Origin of the sequence: Mesorhizobium sp. L-2-11 (genome assembly GCF_016756595.1) — a bacterium.
In the GTDB taxonomy this organism is placed as follows: domain Bacteria; phylum Pseudomonadota; class Alphaproteobacteria; order Rhizobiales; family Rhizobiaceae; genus Mesorhizobium.
Map to the genome: position 1 here is coordinate 3,731,310 of NZ_AP023257.1, position 21,728 is coordinate 3,753,037.

General features: G+C 62.3%; 18 protein-coding genes. 6 read left to right on the forward strand and 12 right to left on the reverse strand.

The features are described from left to right. Positions 1–31: 31 nt before the first annotated feature. From otsB to JG739_RS17835, 4 genes are all read right to left on the reverse strand, one after another. Positions 32–793 (reverse strand): trehalose-phosphatase, encoded by a 762-nt coding sequence (otsB, locus tag JG739_RS17820; RefSeq protein WP_202362739.1) that lies wholly within the window; start codon positions 791–793, stop codon positions 32–34. After that, the gene (locus JG739_RS17825; protein ID WP_202362740.1) at positions 790–2,550 is read right to left on the reverse strand and encodes an alpha,alpha-trehalose-phosphate synthase (UDP-forming); all 1,761 of its coding nucleotides are present in this window, start codon (positions 2,548–2,550) and stop codon (positions 790–792) included. Before JG739_RS17825 ends, otsB begins: the two co-directional genes overlap by 4 nt. A gap of 155 nt (positions 2,551–2,705) precedes the next feature. Then, positions 2,706–4,868, reverse strand: coding sequence for an amylo-alpha-1,6-glucosidase (locus tag JG739_RS17830; RefSeq protein ID WP_202362741.1), 2,163 nt, complete (start codon positions 4,866–4,868; stop codon positions 2,706–2,708). A gap of 44 nt (positions 4,869–4,912) precedes the next feature. Continuing rightward, positions 4,913–5,974, reverse strand: a complete 1,062-nt coding sequence (locus tag JG739_RS17835) for a glycosyltransferase family 4 protein (RefSeq protein ID WP_202362742.1) — start codon at positions 5,972–5,974, stop codon at positions 4,913–4,915. 220 nt (positions 5,975–6,194) lie between these two features. Between JG739_RS17835 and JG739_RS17840 the strand changes: the two genes are divergently transcribed. Beyond that, positions 6,195–6,497: a DUF982 domain-containing protein gene (locus JG739_RS17840; RefSeq protein ID WP_202362743.1), complete on the forward strand. Its 303-nt coding sequence runs from the start codon at positions 6,195–6,197 to the stop codon at positions 6,495–6,497. A gap of 137 nt (positions 6,498–6,634) precedes the next feature. Here JG739_RS17840 and JG739_RS17845 read toward each other — a convergent pair whose 3' ends face one another. Further along, positions 6,635–7,360 (reverse strand): helix-turn-helix transcriptional regulator, encoded by a 726-nt coding sequence (locus JG739_RS17845; protein ID WP_202362744.1) that lies wholly within the window; start codon positions 7,358–7,360, stop codon positions 6,635–6,637. 245 nt (positions 7,361–7,605) lie between these two features. Here JG739_RS17845 and JG739_RS17850 point away from each other — a divergent pair, with 245 nt between their 5' ends. Beyond that, positions 7,606–9,354, forward strand: a complete 1,749-nt coding sequence (locus JG739_RS17850; RefSeq protein WP_244749473.1) for a PAS domain S-box protein — start codon at positions 7,606–7,608, stop codon at positions 9,352–9,354. Positions 9,355–9,422: 68 nt separating this feature from the next. Here JG739_RS17850 and JG739_RS17855 read toward each other — a convergent pair whose 3' ends face one another. Further along, entirely contained in the window at positions 9,423–10,097 is a 675-nt protein-coding gene (locus tag JG739_RS17855; protein WP_202362745.1) for a LuxR C-terminal-related transcriptional regulator, read from the reverse strand. 370 nt (positions 10,098–10,467) lie between these two features. On the opposite strand from JG739_RS17855, the gene JG739_RS17860 reads away from it, so the two are divergent. Then, positions 10,468–11,154 (forward strand): N5-glutamine methyltransferase family protein, encoded by a 687-nt coding sequence (locus JG739_RS17860; protein ID WP_202362746.1) that lies wholly within the window; start codon positions 10,468–10,470, stop codon positions 11,152–11,154. A gap of 82 nt (positions 11,155–11,236) precedes the next feature. Here JG739_RS17860 and JG739_RS17865 read toward each other — a convergent pair whose 3' ends face one another. Together JG739_RS17865 and JG739_RS17870 are read right to left on the reverse strand one after the other, a co-directional pair. After that, positions 11,237–11,512, reverse strand: coding sequence for a hypothetical protein (locus tag JG739_RS17865; protein ID WP_202362747.1), 276 nt, complete (start codon positions 11,510–11,512; stop codon positions 11,237–11,239). A 156-nt stretch (positions 11,513–11,668) separates the two neighbouring features. After that, the gene (locus JG739_RS17870) at positions 11,669–12,526 is read right to left on the reverse strand and encodes a 3-keto-5-aminohexanoate cleavage protein (RefSeq protein WP_202362748.1); all 858 of its coding nucleotides are present in this window, start codon (positions 12,524–12,526) and stop codon (positions 11,669–11,671) included. Positions 12,527–12,621: 95 nt separating this feature from the next. Here JG739_RS17870 and JG739_RS17875 point away from each other — a divergent pair, with 95 nt between their 5' ends. Beyond that, on the forward strand, positions 12,622–13,944 hold the full coding sequence (locus JG739_RS17875; RefSeq protein WP_202362749.1) for an aspartate aminotransferase family protein: 1,323 nt from the start codon (positions 12,622–12,624) through the stop codon (positions 13,942–13,944). 10 nt (positions 13,945–13,954) lie between these two features. Here the strand turns inward: JG739_RS17875 and JG739_RS17880 are convergent, their stop codons facing one another. After that, positions 13,955–14,827: a MurR/RpiR family transcriptional regulator gene (locus tag JG739_RS17880; RefSeq protein WP_202362750.1), complete on the reverse strand. Its 873-nt coding sequence runs from the start codon at positions 14,825–14,827 to the stop codon at positions 13,955–13,957. A gap of 117 nt (positions 14,828–14,944) precedes the next feature. Here JG739_RS17880 and JG739_RS17885 point away from each other — a divergent pair, with 117 nt between their 5' ends. Together JG739_RS17885 and JG739_RS17890 are read left to right on the forward strand one after the other, a co-directional pair. After that, positions 14,945–15,928: a TAXI family TRAP transporter solute-binding subunit gene (locus tag JG739_RS17885; protein ID WP_202362751.1), complete on the forward strand. Its 984-nt coding sequence runs from the start codon at positions 14,945–14,947 to the stop codon at positions 15,926–15,928. Positions 15,929–16,000: 72 nt separating this feature from the next. After that, positions 16,001–18,604, forward strand: coding sequence for a TRAP transporter permease (locus tag JG739_RS17890; protein ID WP_202362752.1), 2,604 nt, complete (start codon positions 16,001–16,003; stop codon positions 18,602–18,604). A gap of 33 nt (positions 18,605–18,637) precedes the next feature. Here the strand turns inward: JG739_RS17890 and JG739_RS17895 are convergent, their stop codons facing one another. The 3 genes from JG739_RS17895 to JG739_RS17905 are packed head-to-tail and all read right to left on the reverse strand — an operon-like array spanning position 18,638 to position 21,666. Next, entirely contained in the window at positions 18,638–19,687 is a 1,050-nt protein-coding gene (locus tag JG739_RS17895) for an L-idonate 5-dehydrogenase (protein WP_202362753.1), read from the reverse strand. Then, positions 19,684–21,090, reverse strand: a complete 1,407-nt coding sequence (locus tag JG739_RS17900; protein ID WP_202362754.1) for a TRAP transporter large permease — start codon at positions 21,088–21,090, stop codon at positions 19,684–19,686. Before JG739_RS17900 ends, JG739_RS17895 begins: the two co-directional genes overlap by 4 nt. 3 nt (positions 21,091–21,093) lie before the next feature. After that, positions 21,094–21,666, reverse strand: coding sequence for a TRAP transporter small permease (locus JG739_RS17905; RefSeq protein ID WP_202362755.1), 573 nt, complete (start codon positions 21,664–21,666; stop codon positions 21,094–21,096). Positions 21,667–21,728 lie beyond the last annotated feature (62 nt).

The following is a 21,728-nucleotide window of genomic DNA, read 5'->3' on the forward strand; positions in this document are numbered from 1 at the left end:
CGAGCCTGTGCAATTGATCGCGGGATCGTGATCAGGACACCTGCGCCGCGCCGAAATTGGCCTCGAGCCAGGCTATTGCCTCGGTCACGTCATCAAGACCGTAGCTTGCAACCGTCGGCCCACGCGGCTTCACGCGGATAGAGATGCCGTTGGTCTCGTTTATTGCCTCGAAACCGTTTTCATCCGAGGTGTCATCTCCGAGGAATACGGGCCGCCGGCCGGCAAAGGGCTGGATTTCCATGAAACGCCGGATGGCAGCCCCTTTGACGGCTTCCAGCGGCATGAGTTCAACGCCAGCGTTTCCGGCAATCACCCGGTACCCCCGCGGAAGCTGCGTCAATGCCTGTTCGACAAGCTGCGTTGCCCGGGCAAGCAGTTGCGGCGCCGCGCGGGTATGGATGGCCAGGACCGGTCCCTTGCGCTCGACGTAGACCTTGCCTCCACCCAGTTCGGCCTCAATCTCGTCGGCAAGGGCCGCGATATCCGCCGGAGCGTCGGCAATGTCGACTTGACCGTCCGCCGTCAACCGATGCTCGAGTCCGTACAGCCCTGCAATGCGCAGTTTCAGGGGGTTAAACAATCTGTCCACGGCGGAAACCGAACGCCCGGTGATGAAGGCGAGGGCGCCGCCCAGCCTTCGTTCGATATTTCCGAGAAGCTGACGCAATTCATCACCGACGAAGACAGCGTCGGGATGAGCGGCGTGTTCCAGCAAGGTGCCGTCGATATCGAGAAAAAGCGCCCATTGCCCGTCCGGCAGGTCGGGGGCCAGCGGCAGTCGAAGGTCGGTCACGACGCCGCCTTTCGTGCCCGCTCGAAGATGGAAACGACGTTGTTGCTGTTGGATGGCCGCTCGCCGTTGCCGGTCACCCCGCGTTTGCGAAGGCGCGCAGCGTCCAAGAGCATGCTGCCGGCCCAGCGGTAGACATTGTTGTCGCGGATCATCTCGCGCATCGGCCGCATGCGCTCGCGCTGCTCGTCCGGCGTCATGGTCAGCGCCTGCAGCAGCGCTTCGCCCATCATGGTCGCATCATAAGGGTTGACGATCAGTGCCTCCAGCAGTTCGCGCGAAGCGCCGGCAAAGGTGCTGAGCAGCAGCACGCCCTGTTCGTCGTCGCGCGCCGCGACGAATTCCTTGGCCACCAGGTTCATGCCGTCGTGCAGGCTGGTGACCATGCATATGTCGGCGGCCCGATAGATCTCGTAGACCTGCTCCTGCGAGTGATGTTCGGCGAGCATCAGGACGGGATTGTAGGTCTCGCTGCCGTAGCGCTGGTTGAGCTCTTCGGCATAGCGAAGGCATTCCTCATGAAGTTGCCGGTAGGCCGGCAAAGTGCCTCGGCTGGGCGCCGCGACTTGCAGGAAAACCACTTTGCCTAGCCATTCGGGATATCGCGTGAACAATTCGTCCAGGGCATGAAAGCGATCGGGAATGCCTTTGGTGTAGTCGAGGCGCTCGACGCCGACGCACAATTTGACGTTCGCAGGCAGCCCGAATCTTTCTCGGACACGGGCACGGCATTCCTCGACAGCCGGCAATCTTGCCAGCAGTTCGGCCGGCCATTCTATGGAGATGGGGTAAGCGTGGACCAAAGTCGTTTGCCCGCCATAGGAGATCGCCGCGTCCGCCCGTTCTATCCGGCTTTCCAGGATGCGATCGACGCTTTCGGTGAAATTATTGGCATGAAACTGCGTATGGAAGCCGATGATGGAGCTGCCAAGCAAACCTTCCAGGATCCGTTCACGCCATGGACAGATGCTGTACACTTCCGAGTTCGGCCATGGGATATGCCAGAAAGTAATGATGATCGCCTCGGGCAGGCGCTCACGGATCATGCGCGGCAAGAGCGCGAAGTGGTAATCCTGGACCAGCACGATCGGCCGCTCGTTGCGCGCTTCGGCAACCACCGTGTCGGCGAACTTGCGGTTGACGGCCTCATAGGCCTGCCAGTCCGACGCGCGAAAAATCGGGCGGGTGAAGGCGATATGACAAAGCGGCCACAGACCTTCATTGGCGAAGCCTAAATAATAGGCCTGGTATTCTTCCTCGGTCAGCCAGACCCTTCGCAGCGTGTAGGACGGATTGCCGGGCGGCACCTCAACCCGGTCGTTCTCGTCGACGGTGAGACGGTCCGCTGTTCCGCCGCCATACGCAATCCAGGTGCCGGCACAGGCGCGGGTGATCGGCTCAAGTGCCGAAACCAGCCCGCTGGCCGGCACCAGGAGCTCGATGCCATCATCCCTGGTGTTGTGGATGTAGGGCTCGCGGTTGGATACGACGATCACCTGCGTCTCCGGCAGATCGTCGGCCAGGATCTTGCGCAACGTGTCGGGCGACCATGTGATCAGCGCTGCATCGGTCGAGTGGCCATTCTTTTCAAACTCCCGCAGCAGCGTGCGAGCCGCTTCCGAAACCACGTCATCGCCTGCGGAGGATGCGGCCGCAGGTATGTGGCGCCGGTGGGATATCGAAAGCACCAGCGCAACAGCGGAAAGGCCAAGGCTTACAATGATCAGAACCCAGAGTACTTCGATGCCAAAATCTGACATTGGAACAACGATTCTCCGGCCGGTCGGTGGCCATTTTGTCTGTTTCGAATTCGCAGCCCGCCAATCGTGACAAGCTGCCGTGCGTCGGAACGCTCGGATGGGCCATCGGTTCCGCTAATTGCAGTCCCGCGGCTGGTTCCATGCGAAAAGCCAAACTAGGTCCGCACGACGAGCGGCACCAACCCCTCATGCCGTTCGGCGAGAAAGGCGACAACCCTGTCGCCGACACGCTGGAATGTCAGATCCACCTTCCTGGTGCCAACGCCAAGATGCCTCAGCGTGAGCGTGTCGATACCAATCGGCAGCCTGGGACGGGTGACGTGGATTTCGCCGTCCCAGCCGTCGATCTCGAGGCCGAGGCAGGCCTGCATCAGCATGAAGGCAGACCCAGCCGACCATGCCTGCGGCAGGCAGGCGACGGGATAGGCGATCGGCGCCTCGCCCGGCGCGCGCGTAAAGCCGCAGAACAGTTCGGGCAACCGCATGTTGAAATGGACAGCCGATTCGAAGGTGCTGCTCATCAGCCGGATCACGTGTTCACGCTCGCCAAAGCGTGCCAGACCGGCGCCGCAAATGGCGGTGTCATGCGGCCAGATCGAGCCGTTGTGGTATGACATCGGGTTGAAGAACACAGCATCGTCGGCGAGCGTCCGCAGCCCCCAGCCCGAATGGAAGGAGGCTGAAAGCAGCTGGTCGGCGACCATCTGCGCCCGTGCCGGCGCGGGGAGGCCGACATACAGAAGGTGCCCGACATTGGACGTCCGCACCTTGCAGGGCTCGCCGGCGCCGTCGATCGCCAAGGCATAGAAGCCGAGATCGTCCAGCCAGAAATAGCGTTCGACAGCGGCGCGCATGGCCTCGGCGCTGCTCTCCCAATGATCGGCCCTGTCGATCTCGCCGCGGCGGCGGGCGAGCGCCGCCAAGCCCCGGAACGCGGCAAAGGCATAGCCTTGCACCTCCACCAGGGCGATCGGTCCCCTGGGGGTTCGGCCGTCGGCATGGAAGACGGAATCGTGGCTGTCCTTCCATCCCTGGTTGGCGAGGCCGGACTCGGCGGCACGCTGATAGGTGACGAAGCCGGTCGGCCGGCTTGCCTCCTCGGTCCATTCAGCCGCAGCGCAGAGCGACGGCCACAGGCTATCGACGAACGCCATGTCTCCGGTACGGTCCGCATAGGCGCAGGCGAGATGGATGTAGAGTGGCGTCGTGTCGACACCGCCATAGTAGCGGCCGAAGGGGAGCTCCCGCAGCGCCGCCATTTCGCCTTTGCGGGTCTCGTGCATGATCTTGCCCGGCTGAGAATCGCTGAACGGCGATGTCTCCGTCGCCTGGTGCTGGGCAAGGAAGGCCAGCACGCCTCGCGCCAGGCCCGGGTTGAGCCACAGCATCTGCAAGGCGGAGATCACGCCGTCGCGGCCGAACGCCGTCGAAAACCAGGGGATGCCCGCATAGGGGTAGGGTCCGGTCGAAAGCTCGGTGGTCAGCAGCGCCACATCGGCGCGGGCACGCTCGACCCAATCGTTGAAGACGCGCCCGGAACTGTGCACCGTAGCACCATGGCGGCGCTTGGCCCGCATGCCGAAGCGAGCCCGGGCCGCGGCGGCGCGGAAGCGATCACGGTTCGGCGTTTCCGTCATTTCGGGACCGACTTCGACATACAGCATCTTGCGGCTGCGCCTCGTCACGGCAATCAGGAAATCCGCACGGTCGGCGGACAGCTGGTCCGGCGCCTGCGAGAACGATATCGCCGACATCCGCGCCAGCCCATCCAACCCGTCGTAGCGAAGCAGCACGCAGGTCGCATCCGTCTTGGCAGCATGGGCCATGCCGCGCTTCGGTCTTGTCGAGCCGCGCACTTCGAACATGTCGCGGAAATCGGCGGCAAAATGCAGCGAAACGCGGATGGTGGACTGTTCCTGGCTGTAGTTGGAAAGGGTGATGCGTTCAAACAGCCGGTCCTGCCAAAGCAGCCTGACGCGTTCGATATGGATCGCGCCCTGCGGAATGTCCCGGCCGCGGACGCTCTGCATCGGCAGATTGGTCAGGTTGGAGGTGAACAGCACATTGTCCTGGCTGAGCGACGCACCGAGCAGCGATGTCTGCCGGTCGCCGACGGTCAGCCGGAATTCGGAAAGCACTCGCGTGTCGTCACGGAAGAAACCATCGCCGGCGCCGCGGATATCGCCGTAGGCGTCGGCCACGGCAAAACAATCGCCCTGCTTGAGAGCGAACAGCCGATGCGGCTCTCGAGGTGCGGTGGCGTCCAGGGACGCAAGTGCTACCGCGGGATCAAGCCTGGGCTCGTCGAGTTGGGCCATTGTCTACATATCTCCCTCGTTTCGCCTCCCCGAAATAATGCCGCTCACGACGCTCTTGCTTCGGCCGAGGCGCCGATCAGGCGCGCATAGGCGGAAAAATAGTCGCGGGTCATTCTCTTGGCAGAAAACCGCCTTTCGAAGACAGCTCGCACCTTCCGCCTGTCGAGTCGCAGCAAGTCGGGCACCGAGGCAACCGCGGCTTGCATGGAATCCACGATAAAACCGGTCACGCCTTGATCGACGATTTCCGGCAAGGCGCCGCAGTTCCAGCCGATCACGGGCGTGCCGCAGGCCATCGCTTCTATGACGGCAAGACCGAACGGCTCCGGCCAGTCGATCGGGAATACGAGGCCGGCCGCGTTGCCGAGGAATTCCGCCTTCTTGTCTTCCTCGATCTCGCCAACATAGTCGACACGATCGCCGTCGACCAGCGGCTCGACCATTTTGCGGAAATAAGCCCGGTCGTCGTCGCCGATCTTTGCTGCAAGCTTCAGTTTCAGCCCCGAGCGTAGCGCGATCTCGATGGCACGATCCGGACGCTTATCGCGTGACATCCGGCCAAGGAAGGCGAGGTAGGGCTCTCCTGGGCTCGGCGCGAAAACCGGCTGGTAGAGGTCGGTCGGCAGCCCGTGGTGGATCGTCGCCAGCCAGTTGGCGTCGGCCAGCCCCGCCCTTTGGCTGCGGGACACGGAGATCATCGGAAAGCGCGGAAAACGCTCATAGGCCGGTGCCAGATCGACGTAGTCGAGCCTGCCATGCGGCGTCGTCACCGTCCGCTCATGCATGTGCTCGAAGAAGGAAAAATGCAGGAAATGGCTGAGATGGAAGTGAATGATCTCAAATTCTTGAGCTCGTTTCCTCACCTCGGAAAGCATCGAAAGGTGCGCGGCTGTCTCGGATTTCAGCGGGCTTGGGTCAAGACGCAGCGCACGCTCGCGACATGGCACTAATTTTGCCGAGGTCCTTGTATCGCCGCTGGCGAACAAAGTTACGTCATGGCCCAGCTCGACCAACTCTTCAGTCAGATAGGAGACAATGCGCTCCGTGCCTCCATAGAGTCGAGGCGGCACGGATTCGTGGAGCGGCGCCACATGGGCTATTTTCATAGGCTGGCATTTCCCTGAAAGATCGTCGCTGGTGTCGAAATGCACCAATCCCCCGAACGTTCCCGCGACGACCAAGAAGTCGGGGGCGAGAACTCGGGTGATGAGTGGCGATTGAGCCAGCCGGCCCGCTACCATTTCTCGCGCTTTTTCGGGAACCAATTGGCTGGCCGTGAATTTAATAAGGTTCGATCGAACGCATCGCGATCGACGGGAGGAAAAGATGAATCGCCTAGAATTCTTTACGCCGGTGCGAATTGCGCGCGGGCACGGAGAACCTGTCGAAGAAATCGACAACGTCGGCGAAGCGATGACGTTTTTGCGCCACTGGCCGAAGGGCAGGCGCGGCCCGGTGTATCAATGCGCGCTGAACTGCTGCGCTGCGGCACTGGCAGGTCGGATGTCTGCCGAGGAAGCAAGAAAGGCTTTTACGGGCTTTGCCCGGATCACCCGGCTCCTGGATGACGACATGGCGCTGCCGATACGCGGCGAAAGGATGGACAGCGCATACACGCCTCGGCGATAGACGCCGGCGCTCCCAGGTGCCGGTTACCGACCAGCCCAGTTGGCGAGCAGCATCACCGCGATACCGGGCGATTTGCGTCGGTGCGCAGGATGCACGGGCTCCTAGATCCAGGCCGAGCCCAAAATCAAGGCCCAAACTTATGGCAAGACCGAAATGCGCCCCAGGAGAGCCACCAGTTCCGCCTGACGTCTCGTTTCGGTCTTGGCGAACAGCGAGGCAAGCTGTGAGCGGATCGTGGTGCGGCTGAGCCGCCAACTGCGGGCGATCTCCAAAGGCGCATCGCCCTGAGCCAAACGCAGAGCCAGATGCGTTTCCGCGCTCGTCAAGCCAAACATCCTTTGCAGTGTCTGAGGATTTGGCCCTGACCTGTTCACACGGCCAAGCAATGCCACGATGCTCGTTCCGTCGGGGGCGATAAGACCGTTCTCTTTCAGGATCACCGGCTTGTCACCTGTGCTGCGGATCACCACCCAGGAAAGCGAGCCCGGCAGGAAAGGCGCCGGAACATTTGCGACCAGCCGTCTCAAGGCTGCCGAAAGCTCACTGGCTGTATCAGCCGCTTCGCCTTTGTGCTCCGGCGTGGGGCGCTCCAGCGTGGTTAGAGCGGCCGCGTTCCATTCGATTACTTTTCTGTCGCGGTTTAGTACGAGATAACCACAGCCGAGGCGATCAAGCATGCCGGTGACGGATTCCAGGCTGCGTCTCTTTGGTTCGTCGCCCCCTGTCTCCGGCCGATCTGATGCACGAGCTGAAGGATAAGCATATAACGGCCGCGTCACCTGCGCGTCAGGGTTATACTTGGCTCCTGGCGTGATGTACCGGTCGCCCGCAACGGCATCACTGTATCTACCGATCATAGTCATTTTTCAACCTCCCCAAAGGTCCTTCAGCCCGCAATAACGTGTCCGGGATTTACGAACAGTCTTCTTGCATAGGGCTCGCAAAAAATGCGCTCCCTACTATCGTGAAACTCGTTATATTCTGATGAACCTGTTCGCCCCTGTTTGATAAAATGCGCGCTGTGATAGTGGTATGGCAATCCCGCAGTCGGACTAGGTTGTACGTTTTTTGCTCTAGTCTCGACGGCCTAGTCAAAAGGTAGTAATCTATGTCGATGAACCGGCAGTCGCGCAGGTCGGATTTGAACCCAACAGGCAGACTGCTAACTCACCTGGCCTCCGCATCGGTACTGGCTGCTACACTGATCTTTGAAACAAAAGCGTCAGTATACATCGGAGAAGGGTCGAGTTTCCTGGAATTTATTCCAGCTATCATTATCATTTCCTACCTTGAAGACCGTGGTCCTGCGCTTGCGGCGACGGTCCTGATGGTGGCCGCCGGCTTGTGGACACGAAGCACCCTGCATGGCCAGATCTCCGGCGAAGACTGGGCGCGCGCCGTTCTGCTTCTGATTTCCGGTGGCGTGATTGCCATGACATTCCATCGGCTGCGGCAGGACCTGCGTGAGCTGCTGGAGGTAGCCGAAGCCAGGCTCGCTGCCGTCGAAGCAACCGAAAGCCGCTATCGTTGGGCATTCGAACGCGCCGCCATGGGGTTCGCAAACACCAACGAGAAAGGTGAGTTGCTGCAATCCAACAGACGCCTCAGCGAGATGACAGGCTACGGGGAGGAGGAGCTTGCCCAACTGCAGCTGGAGACACTCGTCCATCCGGACGACCGTGATGCCTTGGCGCAATTGCTGGCTGGCCTGGGCAAAGGCTCTGCTTCGTTCTCGTCGGAGGTGCGCCTGTTACGAAAGAACGGCACGGCCTTCTGGGCGCGGCTAACGCTGTCTTCGTCGGTGCCCGACGGGGTTCTCTCAGAGACCATTTTCGTGGTGGTCGACGATATCTCGGGACGACGAGCCGTGCATGAAGCGCTTCGGGCCCAGAAGGAGTGGCTGGATCTCGCTTTGTCCGCTGGACGCCTGGCGACGTGGCGGATCGACCTTAAGGACGGCATCGTCACCGGTTCGGGCGCATTCTGGGACATTCTCGGACTGCCCCCGGCCGGCAGCCGCCGGTTGGAGGAACTGTCGGCCGTCGTTCATCCGGCCGACTGGCCAAAGCTGGCTGTATCGAGAAAGCTCGCATCGGTCACCAACTACGACGTCGAGATTCGCGTTCGACGACCGGATGGACATATCCGCTGGGTTGCTCTGCGCGGAAGGGAAGAGAAATACGATGATCGTCTACAGCGGCTCGGTGTCGCCGCCGACCTGACCGAGCGACGGCAAACCACGCTGCTGCGTGCCGCGGCAAAGAAGCGGGAGCGCATCATGCTCGAGCAACGCCACAGGTTCATCAACCTGTTCCCGGTGATCACGGCACTGGTGAACATGGTCAATGTTCCCGAGAACAATGTCGCCAGGTTCAAGGAGACGCTCATCGACAGGATTCGTTCGCTCGAGGCAACGCATCTGCTCCTTTCGGGCAACAGCAGCGGGTCGGGGATGCTTCACGATCTCGTTGTCCAGGAGTTGCAACCGTATATGGGGACACGCGAAATATCTGTCAGCGGTCCCTCGGTTACGATGTCGGGAGGCGCCGCCGAGAGCTTTGCGATGATTGTTCACGAGCTTACGACCAATTCCTTGAAGCATGGAGCGCTTGGCGATTCAAAAGGCCGGGTCGAGGTAAATTGGACGTTCGCATCGGCAGATGCGGGCGGTGACATCGTGTTCGATTGGCTGGAATCAGGGCGGCGGCGACCTTCAAAAGTTGTCCGCCATGGTTTCGGTTCAATGATAATCGGAGTGGATGGGGCGCCGCTTGTCGGTCACTCTCCCAAGCTGGAAATGACGGATCACGGGCTGCGATATTCGCTGCGGCTGTCGCGCAAGGAAATCGGCCCTTGACGTCAGCCGGCCAAGACCGGAAGCGTTTAACAGCGCCGCTCGCGTATAAAAAGAACGCGTCGCTCTAACTAACTGACATCCCTAGTTAACCAAGTCTTCAGCATAACGGCAGCCTCCGTCCGATTCCGCACCCCAAGCTCACGCAGAACCGCAGCGGCATGGATTTTCGTCGTCGCTTCGGCGATCTCCAGATCGCGCGCGATTTCCTTGTTCGAATATCCTTCCGCCATCAGCTTGAGGACCTCCTTTTGCCTCGAGGTCAGCCTGCCAAGATTGCCGGTGGTGGTGCGTCGGTGCGGGACCTGCTCGGTGGGAGCAGGTGCGTGAGTTGTTGGCGCAGCACCGGGGCGCGACAGAAGTGCAGGGACGTAGATGCGGCCCGAGAGGATTTCGTTGACGGCCATAACGACCTCCTCGTCTTTTTGCGACTTTACGATATAGCCGTGGAGACCGATCGACAGAGCCGTGAGTATCTCCGAGCGTGAATCGTTCCCGGAAACGATGGCAAATCGGGTATCCGGATAAGCTGTCAGAATGCCGCTGAGCACTTCCTGATTGAACAATCCCGGCATGTTCAGGTCCAGGATCGCAAGATCAACGGACGCCTGCTCGGCCAGCAGATTGAGCGCGGCGTCGAAACACGACGCCTCAAAAATTTCCACACCTGGAATGCCTGCGCTCAGAGCCAATCGCAGGCCACGACGATACAGGCCGTGATCGTCGGCGATGACGATTCGATACATTGAACTACCCCAACGAAACCTGAATGGATTGAACGGTCACGGGCCTTTGGAGTCGTGGCCAATCACTCGTCAATTCATCCAGTCAACGCCAGCGGTGCCCCAACACCGCAAGCCCTGATTGCTAATATAATCCGAAAAGGCAGGTAAGGCTCCTCTTTTTTTGAAGCCTGCCAACGGGAGCTGCTGAACACGTCGAATCATCCGTTCCTATCCTCTAGGGACCATGTGCCAACGCCTTGAGACTGCCGATAGCTCGCGATCGCCAATGCCGATGGCGAGGCGTGTTTTTCGTTTGCCGATCGGTAACTTAGTGATTTAACTTCCACACAATTGTCGGGTACCGCGACCGGCGAGACGGAAGGGGGCTGTCGTGAGCGAAGAGATCAGTGTCGCCGAAGCCTACCGCAAAGGCCGCACTATCTTCATGGGGCTGGAGTTGCTCATCGCGCCCGGTGCGCTCGTTCCCCGGCCGGAGACGGAGTTGCTCGGCACGACAGCACTTGATGTTCTGAGGCGGATGAACCTGTCGGCGCCGCGCGTTGTCGACATGTGCTGCGGGGCCGGCAATCTGGCCTGCGCCATCGCGCATTACGCTCCTGCCGCGCAGGTCTGGGCGAGCGATCTCACCGATGGATGCGTCGAGGTCGCGCGCCGTAACGTCGCCCATCACGACATGGCGGATCGCGTGTCGGTGCTGAGGGGTGACTTGTTCAGTGCTTTCTCGAACTTGGAGCTCGACAGCACGATCGACGTGATCGTCTGCAACCCGCCTTACATTTCGGAAAAGCGGCTCGAGGGCGACCGCGCGCATCTGACCGAGCTCGAGCCGCGTGAAGCGTTTGCAGCCGGCCCCTACGGCCTGAGCATCCATATGCGGGTGATCAAGGACGCGCCGCGCTACTTGCGGCGCGGAGGCATCCTGCTCTTCGAGGTCGGTCTCGGCCAAGACCGGCAGGTCATGCGTTTGCTCGAGCGCTCCAAGTCCTTCGTGGGGATCCGGGCGGTCACGAACGAAGCCGGCGAGGGAAGGGTGGTGGTGGGACATACCACGCCGTGAGCGTCAGCCATGCCGCAACTGCTGGCTCAAATTCGCGGTGTCACGGTTCATGCGTGCTCCAGCAAACAGTAAAAATTGGCGCTTACTCGCGTCCCTGATCGGCTTTTTGGGCTTTTCTTGATCTGTTCGGTGCCATTACAAGCCCGCTGCTGTCCGGGTTTGCGTCGGAGACAAAGCTGTATGCAAAGATGTGTCCCCGGTTCTCGTCGGTTACTCGGATCCAATCCTTTTCCCATGTCCGGAGCGTAACGTGTCGATCTGTCGACATGGCGGCGGCTTTGAAGGGGCTCGGCGCGTCGATGACCCGCACCGTAATCACGTCATCGCCCTCCATTTGTTCGACGAGGTACGTCTGCATAAAGGCCTCCCCAGCGCCCATTGCAACCCAAACGTCAGCCAAAGAGTTCGGTTGCAGCGTAGCAAAGAGATTTTCGACAAATGTGACGAACCGAACAGGCCTCTGCCGGCGCATTTGATGAGAACGGAAGCCCGATTCAAGGCGTGCGGGCGAGGGTTAGCCGTGGATCGACCAAGCGGCGCGCAGGTCGTTGGCTTGGGCGATCCTGACGCCGCAAGCAGTCAGAGCGCCTTTGGTCGCTGTCACGAGCGCGGCGTTGCCCTTGGCAGTCGTGCCGTCGGGCAGCGTAAAATTGTTCTCGAAGCCGACGCGGGCATGACCGCCCAGCAGCGTACCGGCCGTTACGCAGGCGGTCTCCTGCCGACCGAAGGCGCAGACCATCCAGTGCGCGAAGCGCGGCCGGTCCTCTGCAAGGAAGGGCAGCAGGTCGGCCGGTCGCGAAACCTGTCCCGGCGTGTAGCGGCCGAGCACATACAGCACCGGAATGTCGTCGAAAGGCACCAGCCCGCGCTGCTGCATGGCGGCCAGGGCCGACGCTTCTTCGGGCGCGTAAAGGATGATCTGAGGGGCGATCCGCTCGCTCTCCAACCACGCCAGGAACTGCGCGAAAGCGGTCTCATGGGCAGCGTCCGGCACCAGTTCGCGCAGCGCCAGCGAAACCGCCTCAGGGCGGGCAGCGCGCACCACCGCCATCTGCTCGGCCGGCTGGTAGCGGCCGACCGCCTCGCTGGTGATCTGGACGATCAGCCGCTCGCCCACCGCATCACGTATCGCTTTCGTCGTTTCGCGATAAGCCTGCGCGTCGAGCAAATGGCCGCCGTCGCGGTCGCGGACATGGGTATGGATCATGGCGGCGCCCGCCTCGAGGCAGGCGGCGGCGGTCCGGGCCAGTTCCCGGGGGCCGATCGGCAGGGCAGGGTGGTCTTGCTTGCCACGCCGTCCACCATTCGGCGCAACGGCGATTGTCGCCAGCGGGTTAAGTCCGGGGCCGGTCACGTCCACGTCGACGGTCATAGGCTCAGTCCAATCGTTTCAGTATTGCGCAGTATGTAACATATGTTGCATGATAGGTTCGCTGCAAATCGCGCGATCGTCAAATCGGGGACGGCATGACACACATCCTGCATCGCCAGATCCATGCGAGCCTGCCCGTCGCGGCCGGCGGCAAGGGGATCGAACTCTTCGACCGCGATGGCCGCGCCTATATCGACGCGTCAGGCGGCGCGGCGGTTTCCTGCCTCGGCCACGGCCATCCCGACGTGACGGCCGCGCTCCATGCGCAGGCCGACAAGCTCGCCTATGCCCACACCAGCTTCTTCACCAACGAGCCGGCCGAGGCATTGGCCGACAAGCTTGTCGCCGGCGCGCCACAAGGAATTAGCCACGTCTACTTCGTGTCCGGCGGCTCCGAGGCGGTGGAGGCGGCGCTCAAGATGGCCCGGCAGTTTTTCGTCGAGACCGGCAGGCCTGAGCGGCGAAACGTCATCGCCCGCCGCCAGAGCTATCATGGCAACACGCTCGGCGCTCTCGCCGCCGGCGGCAATGAGTGGCGCCGTGCCCAATTCCGCCCTTTGCTGATCGACACGCATCACATCGACCCATGCTATGCCTACCGCTACCAGGAAGCCGGTGAGAGCGAGGCGGCCTACGGACTGCGCGCTGCCCAGGCGCTCGAGGATAAGATTCTCGAACTCGGTCCGGACACCGTCATGGCCTTCGTCGCGGAACCTGTGGTCGGCGCGACAGCAGGAGCGGTGCCCGCGGTTCGCGGCTATTTCAGACGCGTTCGCGAAATCTGCGACCGCTACGGCGTGCTCCTCATCCTCGACGAGGTGATGTGCGGCATGGGCCGCACCGGCACGCTGCACGCCTGCGAGCAGGACGGCGTCGCGCCCGACCTGATGACAATCGCCAAAGGCCTCGGCGGCGGCTACCAGCCCATTGGTGCGGTGCTGCTTTCACGCCGCATCTTCGACGCTTTCGCCGAAGGCTCCGGCTTCTTCCAGCACGGCCACACCTATATGTGCCACCCGATGGCCTGCGCGGCGGCGCTCGCCGTCCAGGAGGTGATCGTTCGCGACGATCTGCTCGCCAACGTCCGGGCGATGGGGGCTCATCTTTCGCGGCGACTGGGCGAACGGTTCGGCAATCACGCCCATGTCGGCGACATCCGCGGCCGTGGCCTTTTCATGGGTGTAGAGCTGGTCGAGGATCGCTCTACCAAGGCGCCCTTCGAACCGAAGCGGAAGCTCAATGCGAAGATCAAGCGCGAGGCGATGGCGCGCGGCCTGCTGGTCTATCCCGCCGGAGGCACGATCGACGGAATGCGCGGCGATCATGTGCTGCTCGCGCCGCCCTTCATCATTGACGCCGCGGCAATCGACGCTGTTGTTGAACGGCTTGGCGACGCGATAGACGCTGCGGTGGCATAGCCAGCGACCCTCATTCCGGCAGATAGGCGCCGAACGCCTGTAATTCCAGTTCCGTCTCCCTGACGCGAGCCGCGGCGGCCGGTCCGCTGCGCGCCAGCATCGTTGCAGCCAGCGCTTCCACGATAGCCATGGCTGCGGCTACCGATGGAAAGAAAGACGGGCTGTCGGTCGAGAATCGCAAGACAACCTGTGCATGCCGCGCGATCGGAGCGGCCATGCTGTCGACGATCGCGACAATCGGAACGCTGTGTCGTTGTGCAGCCTCGACCACCGGCCCGAGTTCACGCGAATAGGGCGAAAAGCCGATCGCGACGACTGCTTCCCTCTTTCCAAGCGCTGCGAGTTCCGCTTCGATCGCACCGCCGTCGCCGCCGAGCAGCGTGACGTCGCGCCGAAACATGCGGCAGAGATAGACGAGCGCGTGGGCGGGCGCGCGGCAGCTTCGGAAACCGGCGACACGTATGCGCTGAGCCTTCTCCAGTATCGAGCAGGCCCTTGCGATTTCTTCGCTGCCGTTGACCGCTTCGGCCGCCGCCAGATTGGCCACCGTCGTCCTCAGCGATTCGGCGAAGATCGCCTCCGACCGGCGCCTGACAAGCGCATCGGCCCTTGCCGCGAAAGGCGCCTTGCCGGAGCGCAGCCGATCCTCGAACGGCTTGCGCAGCGCCGCCCAATCGCCGAAGCCCAGCCGCCGCGCCAGTCGCACGAAGGTCGTCGGTGTCACCTCTGATCGCGAGGCCAGCACCCGCATGGAAACCAGCGCCACCTCGTCGGGATGATCGACTAGGAAGCGCGCCGCCTTGCGCAGTTCCGAGCTCAATTCGGGGAGTTCGGTCAGTATGCGCGCCAGCAGCGCGTCGAAACCCATCTCCCGACTATTCATTGTAACAAGCATTTCCCTTGATTGATAAAGCGCAACAATCGTAGCATGCATCGACGTGCCTTGACACCAAAACACCGGACGGCCGCGACGGCACGCAAAATACCAAGGGAGAACCAGATGAAACATGCCCGGACTGCACGCCTCGGAGCGCAGATCGCCGCCTTGTCGGCGGCGCTGCTGTTTTCGGCCAGCGCAATGGCGCAGCAGAATTTCGTTACCATCGGCACCGGCGGCGTCACCGGCGTCTACTATGCCGCCGGCGGCGCTATCTGCCGCCTGCTCAACAAGGATCGCAAGACACACGGCATCCGCTGCTCGGTCGAATCGACCGGCGGGTCGGCATTCAACGTGAACACGATCAAGGAAGGCGAACTCGACTTCGGCATGGCCCAGTCGGACGTCCAGTACAACGCCTACAAGGGGCTGGAATCGTTCAAGGACGGAGGCGCCCATACCGATTTGCGCGCGGTTTTCTCGATCCATCCGGAGCCGTTCACGGTGCTGGCGCATCCCAATGCCGGCGTAACGAAGTTCGAGGATTTCAAGGGCAAGCGTTTCAACGTCGGCAATCCCGGTTCCGGGACGCGCGCTTCGATGGAGCGTCTGCTCGGCGCGATGGGCTGGACGTTGGCCGACTTTTCGCTCGCATCGGAGCTGAAGGCTGACGAGCACGGACCGGCGCTCTGCGACGGCAAGATCGACGGGTTTTTCTACGGCGTCGGTCATCCCTCGGCCAACATCCAGGATCCGACGACCACCTGCGGTGCCAAGCTGGTGCCGTTGACCGGTGAGGTCGTGGACAAGCTTGTCGCCGAGAATCCGTACTACGCCAAGGCGACCATTCCGGGCGGGCTCTACGCCAACAATCCCAACGATACCGAGACTTTCGGCGTGCTCGCCACGCTGGTCACTTCGGCCAAGGTTCCCGACGAGAGCGTCTATCAGCTGACCAGGGCGGTGTTCGAGAACTTCGACGAATTCAAGTCGCTGCATCCGGCCTTCGCCAATCTCGATCCGGCCAAGATGGTTGCGGAAGGAAATTCCGCGCCGCTGCATCCGGGTGCTGAAAAATACTTCAAGGAGAAGGGCTGGTTGAAGTAGGCTTCGTGACCTGACGACGGTCCGGCGGGTCCAGCTGATCCGCCGGGGCCATCCGCAACAGGAGACGACGTCATGAGCGAAGTGAAGGCACAACCGGCCGGCGTCGATCTCGAAGAGCTCGAACAACTCGTCGCGGAGGCCGACACGGGTGGCCGGCATCCGGCTGGCACGGTCGGACGAGTCCTGCTCTGGGTTGCAGTCGCGTGGTCGCTTTTCCAGCTCTGGTACGCTTCGCCGTTGCCGTTCGTGTTCGGCTTCGGCATTCTCAACGACACGGAAGCGCGCGCCATCCATCTCGGCTTTGCGCTGTTCTTGACCTTCCTCGCCTATCCGGCGCTGAGATCCTCGCCCCGCGATCACGTGCCGCTGCTCGACTGGGTGCTGGCCGTGGCCGGCGGATTTGCCGGCGCCTACCTCTTTCTCTTTTACGTCGTGCTGTCCGGACGGCCGGGCCAGCCGACCACGCTCGATCTGGTGACCGGCACCGTTGGCATCCTGTTGCTGCTCGAGGCGACGCGCCGTGCGCTCGGCCTGCCGATGGTGGTCGTGGCCTGTACCTTCATCTTCTACACCTTTGCCGGCCAGTACATGCCGGACGTGATTCAGCATCGCGGCGCATCACTCACCAAGTTTCTCAACCATCAATGGCTGACAACCGAAGGCGTCTTCGGCATTGCACTTGGCGTGTCGACGAGCTTCGTCTTTCTGTTCGTCCTGTTCGGCACGCTTCTGGAAAAGGCAGGCGCCGGCAACTGGATGATGCAGATCTCCATTGCGCTGCTCGGCCATCTGCGAGGCGGCCCGGCGAAAGTCGCGGTGGTCTCGTCGGCCCTCAACGGCGTCGTGTCCGGCTCGTCCGTCTCCAACGTGGTTTCAGGCGGCATCTTCACCATCCCGCTGATGAAGCGCACCGGCCTTTCCGGCGTCAAGGCGGGCGCCATTGAGGCTTCGGCCTCGATCAACGGCCAGATCATGCCGCCGGTCATGGGCGCGGCCGCGTTCCTGATGGTCGAATATGTCGGCATTCCCTATGCGGAGATCGTCAAGCACGCGCTGCTGCCGGCGGTCTTCTCTTATATCGCGCTGCTCTACATGGTTCATCTCGAAGCGATAAAAATGGGCCTGAAGACGATCCCGCAGCGTCCGACGCCGGCAAGAGAACGGATGCTGCGGATGGGGCTGGGACTGTCGAGCAGCGTTCTCGCAGTCTGTATCGTCTATTACGGGATCGTTGCTATCCAGGCTGTCTTCGGCGGGGCCGCGCCGCCGCTGCTCGCAATCGCCGGCGTCGCTCTCTACGTCGCCTCGGTCTGGTATTCCTCGCGCTATCCGGACCTCGCACTCGACGATCCGAACGCGCCAATCCTCGAACTGCCGCGCGCCTGGGACGTCACGCGGACCGGGCTCGACTTCCTCATCCCGATCGCGGTGCTTCTGTGGTGCCTTATGGTCGAGCAGATGTCGCCCGGTCTCTCGGCGTTCTGGGCGACAGTTTCAATCCTCGGCATAGTCGCCACCCGCAAGCCGCTGATGGCGCTGTTCCGCAAAGAAAATCTCGCGGCCTCAGTGCGGGCTGCCTGGGACGATCTGATCGATGGGCTGGCGCTCGGCGCCCGCAACATGATCGGCATCGGTATCGCCACGGCCACCGCCGGCATCGTCGTCGGCACGATCACGCTGACCGGTCTCGGCCTGATGATGACGGAACTCGTCGAGTTCATCTCCGGCGGCAATGTCATCCTGATGCTGATCCTGATCGCCGCGATCAGCCTTGTGCTCGGCATGGGCATTCCGACCACCGCGAACTACATCCTGGTCGCCACGCTGATGGCCCCGGTCGTGGTCGATCTCGGCGCGCAGGCCGGCTTGCCGATCCCGCTGATCGCGGTCCACCTGTTCGTCTTCTATTTCGGAATAATGGCCGATATCACCCCGCCCGTCGGGCTGGCAGCGTTCGCGGCGGCGGCGATCTCCAAGGAGGATCCGATCGCCACCGGTTTCCAGGGCGCGCTCTATTCGCTGCGCACGGCGATCCTGCCGTTCGTCTTCATCTTCAATCCGGCGATGCTGCTGATCGGAGTCGACACGTGGCCGCAGACGATCTGGGTGGCGACGGTGTCGCTGATCGCCATACTGCTGTTTTCGGCCGCGACCATGAACTGGTTCGTGACGAAAAGCCGACTTTGGGAAAGTGCGGCCCTGCTTCTCATCTGCTTCACGCTGTTTCGGCCGGACTGGTGGCTCAATCAGGTGTCGCCGCCTTACGAGGAGCTGCCGGCGAGCGAGTTCCTGTCGGCAGTCGCGCAGGCGCCGGCCGATGGCCGCATCAATTTCGTCGTCGAGGGTGTCGACCTCATGGGCGAAGATGTACGCAAGACCGTCAACGTGCCGCTCGGTGAGCCGGGCGAGCCGCTGGAGCGGCTGCGCGGCATCGGCCTTACCATCACGCAGGCGGGCGATGCGCTGATGATCAGCAATGTCGATTTCGGATCCTACGCCAAGCGCATCGGGCTGGATGTCGGGTATGACGTGGTGGGGGTGCTGAGAAAGGCCGACCAGCCATCGAGCCTCATTCCGATCGGCCTGGCGCTCGCTGCGACCGCCGGCGTTGCCGGGCTGCAGTTCGCGCGGGCGCGCAAGCAGGCGAACAGGAAGGAAGCCGGTCCGGCGCGCTGAGACGGAAACGTTTGAGGCCCGGTGAAAAAGTCCTCAGTCGGCGGTCAGCACGACCTTGACGCTCTGCGAGCGGTCGGCGGCCAGCCGAAAGGCATCGCAGGCCGAGGCGAGGGGGCGTTCGGCGGTCACCAGCTTCAGGACATCTATATCCCCGCTGACGATGAGATCGACCGCCTGGTTGAATTCCGCACCGAAACGGAACGTGCCGTTCAGATTGATTTCCTTGGCCATCACCGCGTTGGCGGCCACCGGGATCTGGCCACCCGGCAGATTGCCAAGCTGAACGACCGTGCCGCCGCGCCGGACGCTGGCGATCGCCGCGGCGAGACCGGCTGCGGTGCCTGAAATCTCGAACGCGACATCGATCGCCTTGCCGGCCGCGAGCGCCTTGAGCTCGTCGTCGCCGCCAGACAGGTCGATCGTCCTGTTTGCTCCAAGTCTGCTGGCGAAGGCGAGCGGCGCCTCTGCTATGTCGGCGACGGTCAGCTCGCCGCATCCGTTGAGCTTGGCGGCGAGCATGGTCAGCAGCCCGATAGGGCCGGCGCCGAACAGGATGACGTTGCGGCCGGCGATGTCGCCGGCCCGTGCGACAGCATGCAGGCTGACGGCGAGCGGTTCGGCGAGTGCCGCGGCCTGGTAGGAGACATCGGGCGGAATCTTGACGCATTGCGCCGGCGTGGCATCGAACAGGCTGGCAAAACCGCCTTGCATGTGCGGCGTTTTCGACGCCGAGCCCATGAAATAAATGTTTTCACAGAGATTGACGCGACCCTCGGCGCATCGCGCGCATTGTCCGCACCAGCGCGACGGGTTGACCGCCACGCGATCGCCGACGGCAAGTCCTGGCGCGTCCGCGCTGATTTCGACGATCTCTCCGGCGACCTCGTGGCCGAGCACGAGCGGCGAGGTGACGACGAAATCGCCGGTCCGCGCATGGCGGAAATAGTGCAGGTCAGAACCACAGATGCCGCCTGCGCCGAAGCGCACGCGCACCATTCCCGGCGCGAGGGGGCCGAGCGGATGCTCGACGAGGCGTAGATCCTCGGGGCCGAACAGCGTTGCGGCGATTGCACTGTCGATCAACGGATCAGTCCCATTTGCGTCGGCAGCCACAGCGTGATGGCGGGGATGAAGGTGATCAGGATCAGCGCGACGATCAACGGGACGAGCCAGGGCAGAATTGCCATGGTCGTACGCTCGACCGACAGTTTGGCGACCCGTGAGAGGACGAACAGCACCATGCCAAGCGGCGGATGGAGGAGACCGATCATCAGGTTAAGCGTCATGATCAGACCGAAATGCACAGGATCGATGCCGTAGAGGACTACGATCGGCAGGAGGATCGGCACAAGGATCGTGATGGCGGCGATCGTGTCGAGGAAACAACCGACGACCAGCATCAGGATGTTGACCAGGATCAGGAACACCCATTTGTTTTCGGTCAGCGATGTGATGAAGACCGAAAACAGCTGCGCCGCCTGGCTGACGGTGAGCAACCAGGCGAAGATCGACGCGGCGGTGACGATGAAGAGGACCGACGCGGTCGTCTCGATCGTGTCGAAACTGGCCTTGGCGAGGGCTGCGAGTGTCATCGTGCGATAGCGCACGAGCCCGAGAAACAACGACCAGATGACGGCGGCCATGGCCGCTTCGGTCGGCGTGAACCAGCCCATGGTCATGCCGCCGATCAGGATGATCGGTGTCATCAGCGCCATGACGGCGGAGAAATCGAAATACCAGTCGCAGGCGATCAGGATAACGAGCGCGATGCCAACGGCAATGTTGAGCGACAGTCCCATCTGGACAAGGACATAAACGGCCAGCGGAAAGCAGCACACCACGGCGACCTCGATCGAGGCGGCGGCAAGCCGGTTCAGTTTGAACGGCGTGTCCGACCCCCAGCCCCGGCGGTGGGCGAAGATCGCGACCGTCACCATCATCAGCACCGTCATGACGACGCCGGGCAGGATGCCGGCCATGAACAGCGCGCCGATCGAGACGTTGGCCATCATGCCGTAGATGACGAAGGGCAGCGACGGCGGGAAGATCGGGCCGAGCGTCGAGGAGGCGGCAGTGACACCGACCGCCGCCTCCACGGGATAACCATGGTCGCGCATGGCCTTGATCTCGATGGTGCCGATGCCGGCGGCGTCGGCAAGGGCTGCGCCCGACATGCCGGCGAAGACCACCGATCCGACGATGTTCACCTGCGCGAGGCCGCCCTTCATCCAGCCGACAAGCGCCAGCGCGAAGGAATAGATCCGCCCGGTGACACCGGCGATGTTCATCAGATTGCCGGCGAAGATGAAGAACGGCACGGCAAGCAGCGGAAAGCTCTCGACGCCGGCGATCATGCGCTGCGCGGCGATGATGTCGGGCGCCACGCCATAGAAGACGAGATAGAGCAGCGACGACACCGCCATCGACACAGCGACAGGCACGCCGACCAGCATCAGGACGAGAAAGGCTCCGATCAGAAGCAGCATGGCCTATTCCCCCAATCCGTCGAACGCGGCGGGGCGCTCCAGCGCCGAGTAGCCGCGGCGAACGTTGCCGATGAAGACCTGGATGGCGCGCAGCATCATCAGCACGAAACCGGCGAAGACGGCGTAGAAGACGACGTTGCGCGGCAGGTTGATGGTGACCATCCGCTCGCGGTGGACGATCCCGACATAGCGCCAGAGGAGCCAAGACATGTAGGCGAAGAAGCAGATGGTAATCACATTGACCGCGAGCGCCAGGTAGCGCCCCGCCCCAGCGGGGAGATAATGATAGAGCACGTCGACATGGATGTGGCGCGTGGTGCGCGTGCACATCACCGAGCCCAGGAAGACCACGACGACGAGGCAGTTGATGGCGATCTCCTCGGTCCAGGCAAAACTGTTGTTCATGACGTAGCGCGTGAAGAACTGCAGAAACACGCAGAACGACATGCCCCAGAACACGGCGAGCGTGACCCAGTCCTCGACCGCGTATCGCGACAGATCGATGGGCGGCGCTTCTTCCTCGAAGGCATGCGCCAGTTCTTCTGGGGTAACCTGGGTGTGGACCTCTTGGGTCATCGGCAAGCTCCGGGCACTGTTGGACAGCGGACTCGACAGACCCGACGCGCTTGTCGCGCCGG